Annotated in this window: 12 protein-coding genes; 3 read left to right on the top strand and 9 right to left on the bottom strand. The window is 74.5% G+C overall.

All coding sequences use genetic code 11. The features are described from left to right. Positions 1–44: 44 nt before the first annotated feature. The 3 genes from AB0R04_RS13750 to asnB form a co-directional block, all read right to left on the bottom strand. Positions 45–1,469 (bottom strand): pyridoxal-dependent decarboxylase, encoded by a 1,425-nt coding sequence (locus tag AB0R04_RS13750; RefSeq protein WP_363370792.1) that lies wholly within the window; start codon positions 1,467–1,469, stop codon positions 45–47. 160 nt (positions 1,470–1,629) lie between these two features. After that, the gene (locus tag AB0R04_RS13745; RefSeq protein ID WP_363370789.1) at positions 1,630–2,748 is read right to left on the bottom strand and encodes a hypothetical protein; all 1,119 of its coding nucleotides are present in this window, start codon (positions 2,746–2,748) and stop codon (positions 1,630–1,632) included. Positions 2,749–2,985: 237 nt separating this feature from the next. Next, the gene (asnB, locus tag AB0R04_RS13740; RefSeq protein WP_363370787.1) at positions 2,986–4,836 is read right to left on the bottom strand and encodes an asparagine synthase (glutamine-hydrolyzing); all 1,851 of its coding nucleotides are present in this window, start codon (positions 4,834–4,836) and stop codon (positions 2,986–2,988) included. Positions 4,837–5,042: 206 nt separating this feature from the next. Between asnB and AB0R04_RS13735 the strand changes: the two genes are divergently transcribed. Together AB0R04_RS13735 and glmS are read left to right on the top strand one after the other, a co-directional pair. After that, a complete protein-coding gene (locus AB0R04_RS13735) occupies positions 5,043–5,318 on the top strand; it encodes a hypothetical protein (protein ID WP_063350341.1) in 276 nt (91 codons plus the stop codon). 114 nt (positions 5,319–5,432) lie between these two features. After that, positions 5,433–7,259: a glutamine--fructose-6-phosphate transaminase (isomerizing) gene (glmS, locus tag AB0R04_RS13730; RefSeq protein WP_063350342.1), complete on the top strand. Its 1,827-nt coding sequence runs from the start codon at positions 5,433–5,435 to the stop codon at positions 7,257–7,259. 90 nt (positions 7,260–7,349) lie between these two features. On the opposite strand, the gene AB0R04_RS13725 is transcribed toward glmS, so the two are convergent. Both AB0R04_RS13725 and AB0R04_RS13720 read right to left on the bottom strand, forming a co-directional pair. Further along, positions 7,350–8,723, bottom strand: coding sequence for a lanthionine synthetase LanC family protein (locus AB0R04_RS13725; protein WP_363370784.1), 1,374 nt, complete (start codon positions 8,721–8,723; stop codon positions 7,350–7,352). After that, a complete protein-coding gene (locus tag AB0R04_RS13720; protein WP_363370781.1) occupies positions 8,720–12,181 on the bottom strand; it encodes a lantibiotic dehydratase in 3,462 nt (1,153 codons plus the stop codon). Before AB0R04_RS13720 ends, AB0R04_RS13725 begins: the two co-directional genes overlap by 4 nt. 255 nt (positions 12,182–12,436) lie before the next feature. On the opposite strand from AB0R04_RS13720, the gene AB0R04_RS13715 reads away from it, so the two are divergent. Then, positions 12,437–12,568, top strand: a complete 132-nt coding sequence (locus AB0R04_RS13715) for a hypothetical protein (protein ID WP_279634947.1) — start codon at positions 12,437–12,439, stop codon at positions 12,566–12,568. A gap of 101 nt (positions 12,569–12,669) precedes the next feature. Here the strand turns inward: AB0R04_RS13715 and AB0R04_RS13710 are convergent, their stop codons facing one another. The 4 genes from AB0R04_RS13710 to AB0R04_RS13695 form a co-directional block, all read right to left on the bottom strand. After that, on the bottom strand, positions 12,670–13,590 hold the full coding sequence (locus tag AB0R04_RS13710) for a cupin domain-containing protein (RefSeq protein ID WP_363370777.1): 921 nt from the start codon (positions 13,588–13,590) through the stop codon (positions 12,670–12,672). 502 nt (positions 13,591–14,092) lie between these two features. Continuing rightward, positions 14,093–15,478 (bottom strand): MFS transporter, encoded by a 1,386-nt coding sequence (locus AB0R04_RS13705; RefSeq protein ID WP_363370775.1) that lies wholly within the window; start codon positions 15,476–15,478, stop codon positions 14,093–14,095. Between the two features lie 413 nt (positions 15,479–15,891). Continuing rightward, positions 15,892–17,520, bottom strand: coding sequence for an ABC-F family ATP-binding cassette domain-containing protein (locus tag AB0R04_RS13700; protein WP_363370773.1), 1,629 nt, complete (start codon positions 17,518–17,520; stop codon positions 15,892–15,894). A 320-nt stretch (positions 17,521–17,840) separates the two neighbouring features. After that, complete coding sequence (locus AB0R04_RS13695) at positions 17,841–18,407, bottom strand: hypothetical protein (protein ID WP_363370770.1); 567 nt, start codon at positions 18,405–18,407, stop codon at positions 17,841–17,843. Positions 18,408–18,703: the final 296 nt, after the last annotated feature.

The raw sequence follows: 18,703 nt of genomic DNA, 5'->3' as shown, positions 1-18,703 counted from the left end.
CACGAACCCGCCGTGACCTGGTGGTTAAGGTCACCGGGCCCGCGTTACGGTTGCAGGTCCGCGGCCGCCGCCTTGACCTCGGCGAGCAGGAGCTCCAGGTCGGCCTCGGTGGTGGCGGCGTTGAGCAGGCAGGCCCGGAGCATCTCGCGGTCGCCGAGACGGGCTCCGGTGACGAAGACCCGGCCGCGCCGCTGGACGGCGGAGGGGAGTTCGCGGTTGAGGGCGTCGACGGCGGCCTCGTCGTGCCCGGGGGTGCGGTGGCGGAAGGCGACGATGGAGGTCTGTACCTCGGCCAGCAGCTCCAACTCCCCGTCGGCCTCGATCAGTTCGCCGAGGAGGCGGGCGAGGGCGGTGCAGCGGGCGATGTCGCGGGCGATGCCGTCGCGGCCCTTGTGGGCGATGGTGGCCCAGACCTTGAGTGCGCGGAACGGGCGGGTCTGCTCGGTGCCGTACTCGGAGAACCAGCCGAGCGCGCCGGCCGCCTCGTCGCGCAGGTAGGAGGGGACGAGGCTGAAGGTGGCGCGCAGTTCCTCGGTGTCGCGCACCAGCGCGCAGCCGCAGTCGACGGGCACGCCCAGCCACTTGTGCGGGTCGAGGGCGAGGGAGTCGGCACGCTCCAGGCCGGCGTAGCGGTGGGCGATGGCCGGGTCGAGCCTGCCGAAGGCCCCGTACGCGCCGTCGACGTGCAGCCACAGGCGCTGTTCGGCGCAGAGGTCGGCGATCGGGCCGAAGTCGTCGACGGCTCCGGTGCCGACGGTGCCGGCCGAGGCGACGACCAGGAAGGGCAGCAGTCCGGCGGCCCGGTCGCGTTCGACGGCGGCCCGCAGTTCGGCGGGGTCGAGGCGGCCGTCCGGCCCGGTGGCGACGGTGCGCAGGTGCCGGCTGCCGAGGCCGAGGAGTTCGGCGGCCTTGCGGACGCAGGAGTGGGTCTCGCCGGTGACGTAGCCGACCAGTGGCGGCAGGCCGGCCAGGCCGTCCTCGCGGATGTCCCAGCCGGCCCGGCGGGCGGCGCGGTTGCGGGCGGCGGCCAGGCACACGATGGTCGCCATCGAGGTGCCGGAGGTGAGCAGGCCGCCGCCGGCCGGGTGCGGGAAGCCGACGAGTTCGGCGATCCAGCGGACCACGGCGCGTTCCAGGTGGACGTCGGCGTGGTCGCCGCCGGCCGAGCTGGGGTTCATGGCGGAGGCGGCGAGGGTGGCGAGGACTCCGGCGGGGGCGGGGGCGGAGTTGACCCAGCCGAAGAAGCGGGGGTGGCCGTTGCCCATCGGGTGGGGGAGGACGTCCTGCCCGATGGCGGTGAGGAGGTCGGCGAGCGGGCGGCCGTCGGCGGGCAGCGGGGCGTCGAGCAGGGCCCGGCGGGCGGTGCCGTCCATCGGCTGCCAGACCGGGCGCCCGGGCAGTTCGGCGAGGTAGTCGGAGACGAGGTCGGCGGCGGTGTGCGCGGCGGCGCGGAAGTCCTCGGTGGTCATGATGGCGGCTCTCCAGGGGCGGGGGAGGCGCGGCGTCCTCGGCGCACCCTGATCGTTCGGTCCGGTGGACCGGTCGGCCGATCCTACGGAAGGGGCCCGCGCCGTGCGGCGCGGGCCCTCCAGGTGAGACGGGGTGGTCGGTCCCGGTGGGACGGCGGGGTCAGTCCAGAGAGCCGGACAGGCCGCTGGCGGAGCGGCAGTAGCCCTGCATCTCCTTGTTGGTGATCTTGGCGCAGAGCCGGCCGGCCGCGCCGTCGTCCGTGTAGTTCACCGTGTAGTAGCTGACCAGGCCCTCGGCGCAGGCCTTGCGCTGCCAGCCGTCGGCGGCGGTGCCGCACTGCTGGGCGGCCCAGTCCTCGCGGTCGAGGTTGTACTTCATCGTCCGCGAGCCGACGCCGCGGCTGCAGTCGGTCGCCCCGCCGCTGGCCTTGCCGCTGAGGCACCACTTGAGGGCGTCGGCGTAGACCTCGGGGTGGTTCGGGTAGTCGTGCGAGGAGAGGTAGAAGGTCGGGGCGTAGAAGAAGCACGCGGACTGGAACAGGGCCGGCTGGTCCTTGCACGGGTACAGCGGGTCCTGGGCGAGCTTGTCGGCGGGCAGGTTCGCCTTGGCCTTCTCGTCCTCCTCGTCCGGGCCGAAGAGCTGCATGAACAGCCCTTCGGAACAGCGGATCTTGTTCTGGTCGGTGGGGAACTTGTTGCACAGCTCGCGCGCCTTGGGGACGTCCTGCTTGGCGACGAACATGGTGCCGTGGCCGACGCCGTGGATGCACGGGCCGGTGTTCTTGGGCGCGCAGAGCTTGAGCAGGTCCACCTCGGGCTGGGCGGAGGCGTTGAGCATCTCCTCGACCGCGCCGTGCAGGTAGCCGGCCGCGCAGGTCTCGTGTGGGAAGGAGATGACCTTCTGGAAGTCGGCGTTGAAGCGCTTGACCGCCGAGTGGCCGAGCTCGTGCGCGATCGGGTGGCAGAAGCGCACGGTGTACGGCTTCTCCTTGGTGATCTTGTCGAGGTCGGCGAGCGCGACGCCGGGGTCGGTGGCGTCCATCTCGGCCATCAGCTTGTTGCGCAGCGTCGAGCGGGTCCACACCGCCGGGTCGCCGGTCGGGGTGGCGCTCGCGGCCGCCGGCGCGACACTGGGTGCGGCGGCGCCGGTGCCCGCGGTGGCGGCCGGGGCCGTCGCCGCGACGCCGGGCGCGGGCGACCAGTCGGTGACGGCCACCGACCCGAGGCCCAGGACGCCCAGGAGCAGGGCGGTGAGAATCGCGAATACCCGCGGTTGCATGAGGTGATCCCCCGGCGGATCGAGGTGGACGGTTCGCTCCCATCCTGACGGCACGCCGGCGGGAGTCCGCGTTTTCGCCCGCCATTCGGGAGGTGTCGGCGACGCTACCGCACCGTCCGACGCCCGGGCGCGGCGGGTTGGTTCCGGATGATCACCGGGATCAATCACCCGGATCAATCACCCGAACGGCGCAGCGGCCCGCCGTCGCAGCCGCCGCACCGCCCGGGGTGGCGGCCGTCAGATGTCCAGCGTCACCTGGTAGTCCGTCAGCCAGGTGTGCAGTTCGAGTGCGAGGTCGACGGCCAGCCGGACGGACTGCGGGTCGGTGTCCGGGTCGAGCGCGTCGGCGAGGCGCCGCCGGTCGAGCAGGGCGAGCGCCGGGGACTTCTGCTCGGCGGCGAGCCGGGCGAGCTCGGCCCGCAGCAGCGCCGGGTAGTGCGGGTCCTCGGTGACCGGGTACGGGCTCTTCACCCGGTCGGCGACGGCGTCCGGCAGCACGTCCCGGACGGCGGCGCGCAGCAGGCTCTTCTCCCGGCCGTCGAAGTGCTTCATCGCCCACGGCGTGTTGAAGACGTACTGGACCAGCCGGTGGTCGCAGAACGGCACCCGCACCTCCAGGCCGTTGGCCATGCTCATCCGGTCCTTGCGGTCGAGCAGGATGCAGACGAAGCGGGTCAGGTGGAGGTACGAGATCTCGCGCATCCGCCGTTCCAGCGGATCGGCGTCCGGCAGGTGCGGGACTTCGGCGAGTGCCTCGCGGTAGCGGGCCTTCCGGTAGCCGGCCAGGTCGAGTTCGGCGAGCAGGCCGGCGTCGAGCAGGTGTTCGCGCGGGCCGGCGCCCTGGCCGCCGAGGCCGGTCAGCGAGACCGCCCAGGGGAAGTCGTCGGCGGCGACGGCCTTCGGGTCGTGGAACCAGCGGTAGCCGCCGAACAGCTCGTCCGCGGACTCGCCCGACAGGGCGACGGTGGACTGGCGGCGCACGCCCTGGAAGAGCAGCAGCAGCGAGATGTCCATGTCGCCGAAGCCGCCGGGCAGGTCGCGGGCGCGCAGGACGGCGTCCCGCTGGGCGAGGTCGGTGAGCGCGGCGGCGTCCAGCTCGATCACGTTGTGGTCGGCGCCGACGTGCTCGGCCAGCATCCGGGCGTACGGGCCGTCCAGGGTCGGCCGGACCTCGCTGGCGTGGAAGTTCTCGCTCTGGCCGGCGAAGTCGACGGCGAAGGAGCGCACCGGGCCGGCGCCCTCGGCCCGCAGGACCCGGGCGGCGAGGGCGGTGACGGCGCTGGAGTCCAGGCCGCCGGAGAGCAGCGAGCAGAGCGGGACGTCCGAATCGAGCTGGCGGTGGACGATGTCGTCCAGCAGGGCCCGGACGGTGGCGACGGTGGCCTCCAGGGTGTCGGTGTGCTCGCGCGCCTCCAGCGCCCAGTAGCGGCGCACCGACACGCCCTCGCGGCGGACCCGGACGACGTGCCCGGGCCGGACCTCGACGATGCCCCGGTAGGGGGTGATGCCCGGGGTGCGGGTGAAGGCGAGCAGTTCGCGCAGCCCGTCCAGGTCGACCACCGGGTGGACCGAGGGGTGGGCCAGGATGGCCTTCACCTCGGAGCCGAAGACCACGCCGTCGGGGGTCGGGTGGTAGTGCAGCGGCTTGACGCCCATCCGGTCGCGGACCAGCAGCAGTTCCTCGCTGCGGGCGTCCCAGATCGCGAAGGCGAACATCCCGTTGAGGCGTTCGGCCAGGCCCTCGCCCCACTCCAGGTAGGCGTGCAGCACGACCTCGGTGTCGCTGCGGGTGCGGAAGCGGTGTCCGGCCGCCTTCAGTTCGGCTCGCAGCTCGCGGTGGTTGTAGACCTCGCCGCTGTAGGTGAGCGCGGCCAGCAGCCGGCCGTCGTGCTCGACGGTCATCGGCTGGACGCCGCCCTCCAGGTCGATCACCGCGAGGCGGCGGTGGCCGAGGCCGGCGTGTCGCTCCAGGTGGACGCCGCCGGCGTCCGGGCCGCGGCAGATCTGGGTGGCCGTCATGGCGTCGAGGACGGCCCGTTCGGCGGTGAGGTCACGGTTGAAGGCGACCCATCCGGTGATCCCGCACATCAGCAAGCCTCCGGTTCTTCCGCTACGTATGCGGAAAATGACGCTACGTGTCGGAGGGGTGTGGCTACAAGGGTGCGTCGGGAAGGGGTCGGGAGGGGCTGGGGAGGACCATGTGACTGGTTGTTTGAGCTGAAAGTCGTAAAGTCTGCCCGAATTCGGGCAGGATTCTTGGCCCCGGCGGGCGGCGCGGCCTAGGCTCCTCACTCGTGCCGAGCTCACCCCACCCTCACGACGACCTCCTCGCCCACCTCACCCGGACCAGCCCGCTCGGGCCCCGGGAGGCGGCGCGGGTCGTGGCGGAGGTGCTGGCGTACTTCTCCGAGAGCACCGAGGAGTACGTCCGCCGCCGCCACGGCGAGCTCCAGGCACGCGGACTGACCAACGAACGGATCTTCACCCGGCTCGCCGAGGAACTCCCCGCCCGCCGGGTCGCGGCACCCGAGCTCTCGGCCCGCCAGCTGCGCCGGATCGTCTACGGCTGAGCGCTGCCGGGGCGCTGGCGGCTCCACGGCGCTCACGGCACTGGCGCGTTCACGGCATTTACGGCACTTGCAGCATTTACGGCATTCACGGCATTGACGAAGAGGAGACCACGCATGTGCGGAATCGTGGCCTACATCGGCCCCAAGGACGCGACCCCCTTCCTGCTGGAGGGCCTGGCCCGGCTGGAGTACCGCGGCTACGACTCGGCCGGCGTGGCCGTCACCGGGCGCACCGGCGGGCTCAAGGTCCGCAAGGTCAAGGGCCGGGTCGCCGACCTGGCCGCCGCCGTCCCGGCCCGGTTCAAGGGCGGCACCGGCATCGGCCACACCCGCTGGGCGACCCACGGCGTGCCCAGTGACGCCAACGCCCACCCGCACCTGGACGGTGCCGAGCGGATCGCCGTCGTCCACAACGGCATCATCGAGAACGCCGACGAACTGCGCGCCAAGCTCACCGCCGACGGCGTCGTGTTCCGCTCCGAGACCGACAGCGAGGTGCTCTCCCACCTGATCGCCGCGCACGTCGGCGAGGGCGTCGAGCTGGAGGACGCGGTGCGCGCCGCCCTCGGCCGGGTGGTCGGCACCTACGGCATCGCGGTGCTCGACGCCGAGCAGCCGGACCGGATCGTGGCCGCCCGCAACGGCAGCCCGATAGTGCTCGGGCTCGGCGAGAAGGAGATGTTCGTCGCCTCCGACGTGTCCGCCCTCGTCCGCTACACCCGCCAGGTCGTCCACCTGGAGGACGGCGAGCTGGCCACCGTCCGCGCCGACGGCTTCCGCACCTTCACCACCGACGCCCGCACCACCCACCACCAGCCGTCCACCGTGGACTGGGAGATCGACTCCTATGACACCGGCGGCTACGAGCACTTCCTGCTCAAGGAGATCCACGAGCAGCCCGGCTCGGTCGAGCGCACGCTCAGCGGCCGGCTCGACGAGCGCTTCTCCACCGCGCACCTCGGCGGCCTCAACCTGGATGCCCGGGAGCTGCGCGAGATCCGCCGGGTGAAGATCCTCGGCTGCGGATCCGCCTACTACGCCGGCGAGATGGGCGCCCAGCTGATCGAGGAGCTCTCCCGCATCCCCGCGCACAGCGAACCCGCCTCCGAGTTCCGCTACCGCAACCCGGTGATCGAGGCGGACACGCTCTACATCGCGGTCAGCCAGTCCGGCGAGACCTACGACACGCTGGCCGCCGTCCAGGAGATCAAGCGCAAGGGCGGCCGGGTGCTCGGCGTCGTCAACACCGTGGGCAGCGCCATCGCCCGCGAGTGTGACGGCGGCATCTACCTGCACGCCGGTCCGGAGATCTCGGTCGCCTCCACCAAGGCCTTCACCTCCACCGTGGTCGCCTTCGCGCTGCTCGCCCTGCACTTCGGCCGCATCCACGACCTCTCGCCCGCCGACGGCCGCCGGATCGTCGCGGCCCTGAAGGCGCTGCCGGACCAGATCCGCGAGGTGCTCGCGCAGACCGAGGCCATCGCCGAACTCGCCGCCGAGTACGCCGGATCGGCGGGCATGATGTTCATCGGCCGGGTCCGCGGCTACCCGGTCGCCCGGGAGGGCGCGCAGAAGCTCAAGGAGATCTCCTACGTGCACGCCGAGGCCTACCCGGCGAGCGAGCTGAAGCACGGTCCGCTGGCGCTGATCAGCCCCGAACTGCCCACCGTCGCACTCGTCCCGGACGACGAACTGCTCGACAAGAACCTCACCACCCTCGGTGAGATCAAGGCCCGCTCCGGCCGCGTCATCGCCATCGCGCACCGCCGCCCCGAGGACAAGCTCGCCGACCACTGCGTCCTCGTCCCCAAGAGCGAGCCCGAGCTCGACCCGCTGCTGCTCAACATTCCGCTCCAACTCCTCGCCTACCACGCCTCCGTGGCCCTCGGTCGCGACGTCGACAAGCCGCGCAACCTGGCGAAGAGCGTGACGGTGGAGTAGGGCGCCCCGAAGATGTGACGACCCGGCGGGTGGGACGGCTCTCCTGCTGATCAGCAGCTCAACGGCTCAACGGCTCAGCAGCTCGGCAGATCAGGAGATCAGGAGGAAGGCGTCCCACTCCTCGGCGGCGTCGCCGGTGCCCGCCGAGGATGCCTGCGCGGCGGTACGGGCGTGGGCGTGCAGGGCGAGGGCCGCGCCTGCCGTCCCCTCCAGGAGGCCGGGCGGGTCGCCGGCGCCGAGTGCCGTGTCGAGCCGGCTCGCGACGGTGGCGGCGAGCGCGGGCAGGCAGGCGGTCAGTTCGGCGGAGCCGGAGTCCTCGGCCATCCGCTGGGCGATCCGCAGCAGGCCGCCGGTGCCGTGGCAGAGCCCGGGGCCCTGGAGGTTCCAGCCGGCGGGGTCGCGCAGCGTGTCGGTCAGCGCCGCGACGGCGGTGGTCCGCCAGTCGGAGCGGCCGCGGGCCGTGCCCGCCAGGAAGAGTGCGCGGGCCGCACCGGGGGTTCCGTAGCACCAGGCCGCCCGCGTCGGCTGGTCGGCCGGCAGCCGGCCGGCCTCCTCGTCCTCGACGCGCACGGTCATCGGCCAGGAACCGCCCATACCGGGCCGGCCCCCAGCGGCGTCGGGGCCCGTGGGCGCCGGCTCGGTCGGGGCGGGCCTGGCCGGGTCGACCGGGGCGCCCTGATCGACCGGGTCGAGCGGGCCGGGGATCCGCCGGGCGGCGAGCCAGCTCGCCAGCGCCTCGATCGCCTCGTCCTGTCCGGGCACCTGCACACCGCGCAGCCTGGCCAGCGCCAGGAGGGCGAGCGGGCCCGGGACTCCGTGTGCCAGGCCCAGGTTGAGGTGCCCCCGGGGGAACCCGGGATCCGCGCCGGGCAGTCCCGGTCCACCGGCGGTCCACCAACGCGGCAGCACGCCGCCGGTGGGCTGGGCCAGCGCGACCAGCGCGGTGAGCAGGTCGGCCAGCGCCGGGCCGGCCGGCTCCAGCGCGAGCAGCAGCCGGCCCAGGCCCGCCGCGCCCGAGACGGTGTCGAAGGTGTGGGCGCGCAGGCCCGTGCCGGCGGCCAGATCGGCGCGCAGGTCGGCGACGCGCCCGGCCGCGGCCTGCCGGACCCGGGGCGTCAGCCCGTCGAGCAGCGTGCGGTACTCGCCGGGGCGCCGCGCCATGGTGCGGGCGGCGAAGGCGATCGCGGCGGCGCCGGAGAAGAGTCCGCCGCCCCGCATCGCCCCGGGGGCTTTCACGGCGGCCGCGAGGTGCCCGTGGGCGGCGCGGCGCAGCGCGTCGTCGTCCTCGCGGTCGGCCAGTACGGCGAGCGCGAGCGCGGCGCCGCTGCGGCCGGCCCCGAGCGCGTGCGCCGCTGGGGGTGGCGCGGACGCCGAGGGCGTTGTGGCATCGGCGGCCGGTTCTTCGAGCGCACCGGGCCTGCTGAGCAACTCGGCCACCGCGCGGATCGGATCCGTCGTGTTCATCGCGCCTCCCGCGGGCTGGAGCGGCGGGCCCGGTGGGCCTCGACGGCGCCTCTGGCCAGTGCGTAGGCGCGGCGTTCGGCCTCGCGGTCGATCCCGATCAGCCGGTTGTGGCCCATGTGCAGCAGCGAGGCCAGCACCGGGTCGGCCGACGACGTCTCCACCCGGCTCGCGTACCGCGCGAGTGCGACGGCCCGCTGCCGCCAGGCGTCGGCCAGTGCGGGGTCGGCGGGCAGCAGGCCGCCCGCCGGGACGGCCGGCCCGTCGGGGCCGATCGCCCGCAACGCGGCGGCACGCTGGGCCCGGAACGCCTGGTGGTGGCGCTCCGACTTCGGATACACCCCCGCCAGCCAGGCCCCGACCGAGGGCACGCCGGGGACGGTCGGTGGTACGGCCTGCCGGCCGGCGGAGAGGCTGGTGGGCAGGTCGGCGGGCAGGTCGGTGCGGCCCTCGGGCCCGCCGTCAGGAACGCGGTCTTCCGCCGACTGCCCCGCCAGCTGCCCCGCCGACTGCCCCGCGCGGCCGGCCAGGAAGGCCTGCGCGGTGCCGGCGAGGTTCACGGCGGCGAGCAGGTCCCGGGAGAGCGAGCGCTCCGCCCGGGCCAGTCGCAGCGCCGCCAGCGCGACCAGGCTGTCGGCCTGGAAGACCCGCTCGGCGTCGGCGAGCACCTCGGTGCCGCCGTAGCGGTCGGTCTCCGGCGCGTAGCCCTCCAGGCGCAGGTCGGCGGCGAGCCCGGCCCGGTGCAGCTCCCGTACCCAGTCGTGCACGGTGGGCAGCAGTTGGGCGGCGAGGACCGGCGGCGCACCGTGGAAACGCAGCCGCAGGTGCGGCGCGGAGTCCTGGTAGCGGACGAAGAACCAGCGGTCCACGTCGGCGGGCAGGGCGTCGAGCAGCCGGGGCAGGTGCTCGACCAGGATCTCCTCCTGGCGTGCCTCGGTGGCCGCCAGTCGGGCGAACAGCCAGGATCCGCCGGGGAGTTCGACGGTCCGGTCGCGTCGGGTGGGCAGCGGGCGGCGCGGTCCGGCCGTCGACGGCCCGGTCGTGCTGCGGCGCAGCGGGACCACCAGTTCGGCGGTCCGCGCACCATCCGGTCCGCACAGCCAGCCGCCGTCGCCGGCCGGGTTGGGCTCCTCCTGGAGCACGGTGGGCTCGGCGGACCGCGCCTGGCTGTGCAACAGCCGCCGGTGCCACGGGAGGTCGAGGTCCAGGCTGATCCGCTGGTCGCCGCTGATCAGGCGGACGGCGGCCGGCACTCCCCACCGTCGGCGCCAGCGGGCCAGGCCCTCGTCCCACTGCTCGAACGGGGCGGAGGCCGCCGGGACGGGCGCGGTCAGCCGCCAGGTGGCCGGGGCCAGCACCACCCGGCCCCGGCGGACCCGCGGCAGCACGGGCGCGCTGCTCGCCGCCCCCCAGTCCCAGGGCTGCCAGGGCCGTTGCCCGGTCAGCGTCACCTCCTGGAGGAAACGGGCCGCGTTGGGCGCTCCGCTGCGCAGGTTGAGCACGTGATGGGTGGTGACGCGGACCTCCCGGCCGAGACGGCGGGAGTACACCGCGAGCCGGTCGGGGTCGGCCAGCACGACCAGGTCGTCCAGCGGCAGTACGGAGGGGCCGCCCGGGTCGGCGAAGGCGCTGACCACCACCCGGTGGTCGAGCCAGCGCGGGGTCAGGGCGATATTGGCATGGCGTGCGCGGTACGGGGTGAACTCCAGGTGCGCTTCGAGTGCGCCGTCGTCGCCGGATCCGGTGGGCCTGGCGGGCCCGGCGGACCGCACGGACCCGGCGGCCTCGGCCAGCAGTGCCCCGCCGGCCGCGGCGGGGTCACCCGCCGACCGGCCCGGGTCGGTCCCGGTGTCGGCAGCCGGGTCGGGGTCGCTGCCCGCGCCCGCGAGCAGGGTGGCGAAGCGGCCGAAGCTGGCTCCGGCGCGGTCGCTGCCGGCGACGGGGGAGAGCACGAGCCGGAAGTCCCCGGCGTCCAGCGCCTCCAGGGAGTCCGCCGCCAGTTCGGCGTACAGCTCCAGGGAGGCGGGCGGGGTGTCGGCGGCGCCGCCCGCCTCGTCGCGCGGCGGGGTCAGCCGGGCCAGCAGGTCGTCGTCCAGGAGCACTTCGGGCAGCGTGCCGTCCGGCGCCCGGTCGGCGAGGGCGCCCGCCGCCAGTTCGGCCAGCAACCGGTCGCGGGCCGCGTCGGCGTCGGTGCGGGCCCGGGCGGGTTGGGGGTTGGCCGTGCCGCGGGGGCCGGCCGGGCGCCGGTAGCCGGCCGGCGGCCCCAGGCCGGTGTCGGGGTCGAGCAGTTCGGCCAGCGGGACGGGGCTGTCCGTGCCGTACCGCTCGACGAACTCCGCGTGGTACGCGCGCAGGTGTTCGGGCGCGGGGGCCTGCGGCGACAGGCGCCAGAGGAGCGCGGCGGTCCGCTCCAGTTCGGTGCGGACCTGGTCCGGCAGGACCACCTCGGCGTCCAGGGCGAGATCCGCGTGGAGCGGGCGGTCGGCCGGGGCGAGCCGGGTCATCCGGGCCCGGAGCTCGCGCAGCAGGTCGGTGGCCTGTCCGCCGGGCAAGGCGGCCGCCTGCGTCAACGCGGTGCGGACGGCCGTCAGTTCGGGGTGCACCGGGTGGTCGGCGGGGATCCGGTCGAGCACATGGCCGAGCAGGTCGGTGCTGTCCGGCGGAGGCGTCAGGTCGGTGAGCAGGAACCCCTGGCCGACCAGCGAGCGGACCAGGGCCGCGACGGCCTCGGCCGGGGCCGTGGGGAAGTCGGCGGTCAGCGCGGCCAGCAGGTCGGCGTGCCGGACCGGCTCGGCGGCGGTCCGGATCGCGGCCCGGACGACGGCGGTGGCCCGTACGGTCCGTTCGGCGACCGGCTCCGCCTCGGTACCAGTACCAGTACCGGGACCGGCGGCGGGCCGACGCTCGGGCAGGTACGGCAGCACCAGGCGGCCGCCGCGCAGCCGGGCCTGCTGGTCCACGGCCAGCCGCAGGCCGGGCAGCACCGCCGGGTCGGTCCGCAGCCGGTCGAGCAGCGGGAGCAGCCAGCCCAGGTCGGGCCGCAGGGCGCGGCGGTCGGCCCCGCCCCAGCGGACCTTGGCCGCCGCGCCGAAGCGCGCCGGCACCACCGCGGCCATCAGCCCGAACGGCGTCGGCCGGGTGGCCATCCGCAGCCGGTAGCGGCTGACCGCCTCGGCCGCCCGGCGCAGCGCGGCCGGGCGGGGCACGGCGCCTGCGGCGACCTGGTCGAGCAGGTCGGCCAGGGAGGGGCTGGAGAGCTCGATCGCCTCGCGCAGGGCCGGGTCGGCGGCGGCCTCGGCGAGGTGTGCCAGGAGCGCGGTGTCGGCGGACCCCGACGCGGGGTGCGCGGGGTCGGCCGGGACGGTGTGACGGTGCGAGCGCGGCAGCGCGGGTGTCCGCAGCAGGACCGGGCCGGTCGCGGTGAAGAGTCCGTCCTGGGGCGCTCCGTGCGTCTCGACCACTGTGCTCCTCGTGCCTCGGTGCCTCGTGCCACACGCCTCGTGCCGATGCCGCCACGCGGTTCGCACTCCTGACGGCGGGTCGGGTCGTGTCTACCCCGGCGATCGAAAACTGTCCACCATCGATCGAACTGTTTCGATTTTTGGCTGAGTTAATCCATTCATCCGTGCAGAACCATTGCTGGGTCCATGCAGGAGTGCCTAACGTCCGCTGCAGTCCGCCGCGGTCAACCGTGGCACTGACGAAGGGAGGCCCTCATGGCCGACGACATGCTGGAGCTGTTCGACCTTGACGTGCAGGACCTGGTCTCGACCGAGCTCGGCGAGCAGGAGGAGTCCGCGTTCAGCATCTCCTGTGAGGGGTCCTGCACCCGTCCGTGGTGCATCTAGTCCGGTAGCAGTACCGGCACTACGGGGCGCGGTTGCCCGGACCAGACGGTCCGGGCAACCGCGCCCTCGTGCGTTCGGGCCCCGCCCGGTCTCAGCCCGGCTCAGCCGCCGGCGGCCAGCGGTCCGTGACCCGGCACCGCCTGACCGTCGTCCGCCACCGGTGCGGGCAGCGGCCCCCGGGCCAGCCGCAGCAGCTCCTGCGGGGTCAGTTCGGCCAGCCGGGCGCGGCCCAGTCGCAGCACCTCCGCGGCCGTGTCCAGCAGTTCCGCCGGTGTCGCCGGGCGCTCCGGCAGCCCGGCCGCCCAGCCGCCGCCGGCCAGCCACTCGCCGACGGCGCCGCGCAGCTGCCCCGTGCCCGCCTCCCGGATCGTGAACGAGAGGTGCACCGACAGGCCCTGGTGGCCCGTCGCGGTGTGCGGCGCCCCGCGCGGCACGTAGAGCACCTCGCCCGGCCCGAGCACCGAGTTGAGCGCCACCGCGCCGGGTTCGGGGGCCAGCCCCGGGCGCCAGCGCCCGTCGGCGGGGGCCTCGTGGACCGTCCACTCCTTCTTCCCCGCGAGCTGGACGACCAGCACGTCCGCGTCGTCCCGGTGCACGTCCAGCCCGCGCCGGCCGGCACCCGTCGCGAAGCAGAACGCCTCGGTCCGGCGGCCCAGTTCGACCGCGATGTCGGTGGCCAGCGCGCGCACCGGCGCGTGCCACTGGTCCAGCTGCGGCAGCAGCAGCGTGGCGCCCTCGGCCAGCAGGGCGGCGATCCGGTCAGGATCGGCGAAGCCCTCCTCCCGGCGCCCGGCGACCACCCGGGCCGTGCAGAACTCCGCGGGCGGGACGACCTCACCCGCCCGGACCATCTCGACGTAGGGCACCCGCAGCAGTCCGCCGCGCAGCGCCTCGTCCAACTCGCCCGGCCGGGGCAGCCCCGCCGGCCAGCCCGCGGTGCGGAACACCTGCGGCCGGCGTTCCTCCAGCGCCTTGGCGAACGTCGCCGCGTCGCCCACCAATTCGGTCAGAACTCGTCCCATCGTCCATCCCTCCGTCCAGCGGCCCACCACCGGTCGACCGTCGCATAACCTACGGATGAACATCTGAGTCCGGTTCAGCGAGAATCCGCCAACCAGCCCGGGATCGGCCAGCTTCGCGTCACGGGGCGACAATCGCGATGCGCCGTGGCGGCCCGGCCCGGGCGGACGGGGCGAGGGGTGAAGCGGGCGGGCGGCGCCGACACCGTCCCCCGGTCGGCGCGTCCCGACCCCCAGGTCGGGCGGTCGACGGCGGCGGCCGCGACCCGTTCCCGCGGCAGCCCGCCCGCCCTCCGGCGCGACAGGCGGCGGCGCTCGGCCGCCGGCCGCCCCGCACCGCCCCGAGGGTGCCGGCGAGCCGTTCCGATCGCCTGTGACGAGCGTCACATCTCAGCTCCGGTCGGCCGGGCGGCGCTGCCCGGGAGGTCCCGGGCAGCGCCGCCGGTGCGTCACGCGGTGGCCGTCAGCGCAGCTCAGCGCACCCGCAGCGCAGCTCGGCGCACCCTCAGCGTGCCGTCTGCGGGACGCGCTGCCCCGGGACGGCCGGCCTGGCGGCCTTGCGGCCGGCGGCCGGGGCGGCGCCCAGGGCGGTGCCCCGGGTCTCCTCGGCCCACAGCACGCACACCAGCAGGCCGACCACGGTGGTGCCGGCCGCGATGAGCATGGTCGGGCCGGTGCCCAGCCCGGACAGCGACAGCGGCAGCAGGTAGGTGCCGACGGCCGCGCCGATCCGGCTCACCGAGGTCGCCACGCCCACCGCCGTCGCCCGGATCTCGGTGGGGAAGAGCTCGTTGGGGTAGGTCCAGTCGAGGACGTTGGGCCCGCCGCACAGGAAGGCGTACGCGCACAGCGCCGTCAGGGCGATGGCCGCCGGAGCGGTGGGCCACACGCCCAGCAGGGCCAGCGGGACGGCCATCAGGGCGAACGACCAGATGATGACGGGGCGTCGGCCGCGGGTGTCGATCAGGCGCAGCGCCGGGAAGCAGCCGAGCAGGAAGACGAGGCTGATCAGCCCGGTGCCCAGGGTCTCCATCACGGTGCCGCCGGGCATGCCGAAGGAGGAGAGGATCTGCGGGCCGAAGGTGAGCATCGCGAACAGCGGGCCGACCTGGCAGAGGAAGAACAGGCCGCAGAACAGGGTGCGGCGCCGGTAGGGCGGGGTCATCAGCAGGCGCAGCCCGCCGGGGCGGCCGCGCTCGGCCGGGTCGGGCATCAGCTCGCGGCCGTCCACCCGTACGCCGAGATGCTTCTCGACCACGCGCACCGCGTCGCCGACCCGCCCGTGGGCGGCCAGCCAGCGCGGGGACTCCGGCGTACCGCGACGGATCACCAGGAACACCACGCACAGCACCGTGGAACTCGCGAGCATCCACCGCCAACTGCCGGGCCCGGCCAGCTCCAGGAACGCGTAGCCCACCACGTAGGCGAGCACGGAGCCGGCGTACCAGGCGATGATCTGCTGACCGAGCAGCCGCCCGCGCTTCTTGGCGGGCAGCCACTCGGCGAGCAGGGAGGTGGCGATGGGGTAGTCGGCGGCCACGGCCATGCCGAGCACGAAGCGCAGCGCGGCGATCGCCCACACCGTGTCGACCCAGAAGGAGAGCACCGAGCAGGCGACCATCACGAGCAGGTCGGCGGTGTACATCACCTCCCGGCCGATCCGGTCGGTCAGCACGCCGAAGAGCGCGCCGCCGACGAACATGCCCACCAGCGCGGCGGCGCCGATCAGGCTGACCTCCGCGGTGGACAGGCCGAGCTCGGGTCGCATCCCGATCAGGGCGACGCCGACGATGCTCAGGATGTAGCCGTCGAGCAGCGGCCCACCGGAACAGGCGAGGGCCAGTCTCCGGTGGAAGGCGGTATACGGGGCGTTGTCGATGGTCTGGGACATGTGCTGGGGGTCCTCCGGAGCGTACGGCGGCGGATGGCCCGCTCACCGTGCGCCGGGTAGACGGCAAGGAAAGACGCCGTCCGGCGGACGGCGCCATCACCCGCTCACACCGGGCGACCGTCCACGGTTGCCCGGGTACGAGGGGGCCGCCACCGGGCCGAAGGTCGGCCGGAGTCGCGACCAAGGTCCCGAAGCGGACAGGACCTCGGACCGTGTCGCGACCCCGCCCGCCCAGTCCTGCCGGGCCCTGCCGCCGCCCGGGCGCCCGCCCGCCCGCCGGGCGTGACCCTTCTCACCCGGAGGCCCCCGAGGGCCCCGATCCTGTGACCGGCGCCACATCCGGCCGTGCCGCCGGCGGGCGCACCGGCCCGCGCCCGCCGAACGGCGCGGCCCGGTGCGCACCCCCGCGTCCGCTACGCGGGCGCGCCCTCCGCCAGCCCGCCGTCGGCCAGCCGCAGCCACCGCTGCACGCCGATCCCGTGCAGGAACCGCTCGTCGTGGCTGACCACCACGAAGGCCCCCCGGTAGGAGTTCAGGGCGCTCTCCAGCTGGGCCGCGCCCGCCAGGTCGAGGTTGTTGGTGGGCTCGTCCAGCAGCAGCAGGTGCGGGGCCGGCTCCGCGCACAGCACGCAGGCCAGGGTGGCGCGCAGCCGCTCGCCGCCGGAGAGCACCCCGACGGGCAGGTGGGCGCGGGCGCCGCGGAAGAGGAAGCGGGCGAGCAGGTTCATCCGCTCGGCCTCGGGCCGCTGCGGGGCGTACGCGGCGAAGTTCTCGGCCACCGTGCGCTCCGGGTCCAGCAGGTCGAGGCGCTGCGAGAGGTAGGCGGTGCGCCCTTCGGCCCGCCGCACGTCGCCGCCCTCAGGGGTGAGGTCCCCGCTGAGCAGGCGCAGCAGGGTGCTCTTGCCCGCGCCGTTGGGGCCGGTGAGCGCGATGCGCTCGGGGCCGCGCACCGTCAGGTCGACGCCCCGGCCGGTGAACACCTCCCGGTCGCCGAGCCGCACGCGCAGCCGCTCGCCAAGGAAGAGGGTGCGCCCGGCGGGCACGGTGGTGTCGGGCAGGTCCAGCGCGAGGCGCTGCTCCTCGCGCAGCGCGCGCCCGGCCTCGTCCAGCCGGGCCTTCGCCTCACCGACCCGCTCGGCGTGCATCTGGCCGGCCCGTCCGGCGGATTCCTGGGCGCCGCGCTTCATGGTGCCGGCGAAGATGCGGGGCAGGCCGGCGCTCTTCAGGTTGCGGGCGGCGTTGCCCTGGCGGCGTTCGGCGCGTTCGCGGGCCTGCTGCATCTCCCGCTTCTCGCGGCGCAGTTCCTGCTCGGCGTTGCGCACGTTCTTCTCGGCGGTCTCCCGCCCGGCCCGTACGGCTTCCTCGTACGCGGTGAAGTTGCCGCCGTGGAACCGCAGTTCGCCGCGGTCGAGTTCGGCGATCCGCTCCATCCGGTCGAGCAGGGCGCGGTCGTGGCTGACCAGGAGCAGGCCGCCGCGGAAGTCGTCCAGGGCGTCGTGGAGGCGGTGGCGGGCGTCGGCGTCGAGGTTGTTGGTGGGCTCGTCGAGCAGCAGCACGTCAGGGCGCCTGAGCAGTTGGGCGGCCAGGCCGAGGGAGACGATCTGGCCGCCGCTGAGGGCGCCCAGGCGCCGGTCCAGCGCCAGGTGGGCCAGGCCGAGGCGTTCCAGCTGGGCGCGGGTGCGTTCCTCGATGTCCCAGTCGTCGCCGATGACGGCGAAGTGCCGCTCGTCGACGTCCCCGGACTCCACGGCGTCGATGGCCCGGACGATCTCGGCGACGCCCAGCACCTCGGCGACGGTGAGGTCGCCGCTCAGGGGGAGGGTCTGCGGGAGGTGGCCGAGGGTGCCGGTGACGGTGACGGATCCGCCGGCGGGCCGCAGCGTCCCGGCGAGGAGCCGGAGCAGCGTGCTCTTGCCGGTGCCGTTGGGCGCGACGAGGCCGGTGCGGCCGGCACCGAGGGTGAAGGACAGGTCCTGGAACACGGGGGTGTCGTCGGGCCAGGAGAAGGACAGGTTCGAGCAGACGACGAGAGCGCCGGACATGGAGGTGGCCTCACAGGGGGGCAGGGCGCGGCGCAGCAGACAGCCGACGCCCGGGGGCAGACGGATGGGAGGAGGGCACGACGACGGGGCCACGCCGACGGTGCTTCCACGCACCGGTCGGTGGCCTGCCGGGTCCGGGAATCACCCGGAGATGTCGTCGTCCACCATCACGTCTGGTCTCCTCGGCATACGGACGGTCGAAGTCCGCGCAAGTGTAGCCACCGGCTGCCAGGCACGCACGGCATTTATCCGGCGGCCGCCACCTCTGTGCCACCGGTGATCGTGCTGCGCAGGAAGTCGGTGGGGTCGACTTCCTGCGCTCATGGGCGGGTTGCTCGGGCTGCTTGGGTGGCTTGGGTGCGGCAGTGGGTGAGGGCGCACTTGAGGCGGGGGTCGGGGTTGGTGGTGGTGAGGAGTTCGCCGGCGGTGGTGAGGGTGGTCCAGTAGGCGGTGGGGTCGCCGGTGCGGGGGAGGGGTGGGGTGGTGGTGAGGGAGAGGTAGGCGGTGGTGAGGTTGCCGGTGGTGAACCAGCGGTTGAGGCCGTGGTGGTGGCCGGGTCGGATGTCGCCGTGGGCGTTGACGGCGGTGAGGAGGTGGTCGATGACGGTGCGTTGGGTGGGGGTGAGGGTGGCGGGGATGTCGAAGATGCCGAGGGCTTCGAGGAGTTCGCCGGTGTCGGTTTCGGAGTTGGGGCGGGGGTTGGCGAGGAGGGCGTCGTGGCAGTCGTCGAGGCGGCGGGTGGTCTCGGTGTGGGGGATGGCGAGGGCGAGGCAGACGGCTTGGGCGGCGGGGCGGGGTTGGTGGCCGAGGCGGGCGAGGAGGGCGTAGGTGGCGGCGGGGGTGGCGCCGCGGGAGAGGGTGTGTTTGGCGAGGTTGGTGAGGTGCATGGGTGGTGCGGCTTTCAGACGGTGGTGGCGGGGTGACGGGCGACGAAGGTGCGGGGGCGGCGGGTGGTGAGCATGGCGGGTGCCTCAAGAAGGATTGTGCGGGGGAGTCCTGGTGGGGAGAAGGGCCGGGCTTGATCAGCCGATCGGGACCGGGGCGCCCTGAAGGAGAAGGGGGATGCCGTCGCCATGCTCCCAGGAGTCCCAGGCGTCTTCGACCGCTTGACCAGCGGTCAGCGCCGAGCCTGCACTCGTCGTCGTCGCCGTCCGCAGCGGCGAGTTCGGCGACGTCTGAAACC

The sequence above is a fragment of the Kitasatospora sp. NPDC056731 genome, assembly GCF_040687675.1.
Lineage (GTDB): Bacteria > Actinomycetota > Actinomycetes > Streptomycetales > Streptomycetaceae > Kitasatospora.
This window is presented reverse-complemented; position numbering and strand designations above follow the sequence as displayed.

Excerpts from the sequence above, each read along its gene's own strand:
- AB0R04_RS13700 (WP_363370773.1), bottom strand. The coding sequence starts at position 17,520 with ATGTCCGGCGCTCTCGTCGTCTGCTCGAACCTGTCCTTCTCCTGGCCC.
- AB0R04_RS13745 (WP_363370789.1), bottom strand. The coding sequence starts at position 2,748 with ATGCAACCGCGGGTATTCGCGATTCTCACCGCCCTGCTCCTGGGCGTC.
- AB0R04_RS13750 (WP_363370792.1), bottom strand. The coding sequence starts at position 1,469 with ATGACCACCGAGGACTTCCGCGCCGCCGCGCACACCGCCGCCGACCTC.
- asnB (WP_363370787.1), bottom strand. The coding sequence starts at position 4,836 with ATGTGCGGGATCACCGGATGGGTCGCCTTCAACCGTGACCTCACCGCC.
- AB0R04_RS13705 (WP_363370775.1), bottom strand. The coding sequence starts at position 15,478 with ATGTCCCAGACCATCGACAACGCCCCGTATACCGCCTTCCACCGGAGA.
- AB0R04_RS13715 (WP_279634947.1), top strand. The coding sequence starts at position 12,437 with ATGGCCGACGACATGCTGGAGCTGTTCGACCTTGACGTGCAGGACCTG.
- AB0R04_RS13695 (WP_363370770.1), bottom strand. The coding sequence starts at position 18,407 with ATGCACCTCACCAACCTCGCCAAACACACCCTCTCCCGCGGCGCCACC.
- glmS (WP_063350342.1), top strand. The coding sequence starts at position 5,433 with ATGTGCGGAATCGTGGCCTACATCGGCCCCAAGGACGCGACCCCCTTC.
- AB0R04_RS13710 (WP_363370777.1), bottom strand. The coding sequence starts at position 13,590 with ATGGGACGAGTTCTGACCGAATTGGTGGGCGACGCGGCGACGTTCGCC.
- AB0R04_RS13725 (WP_363370784.1), bottom strand. The coding sequence starts at position 8,723 with ATGAACACGACGGATCCGATCCGCGCGGTGGCCGAGTTGCTCAGCAGG.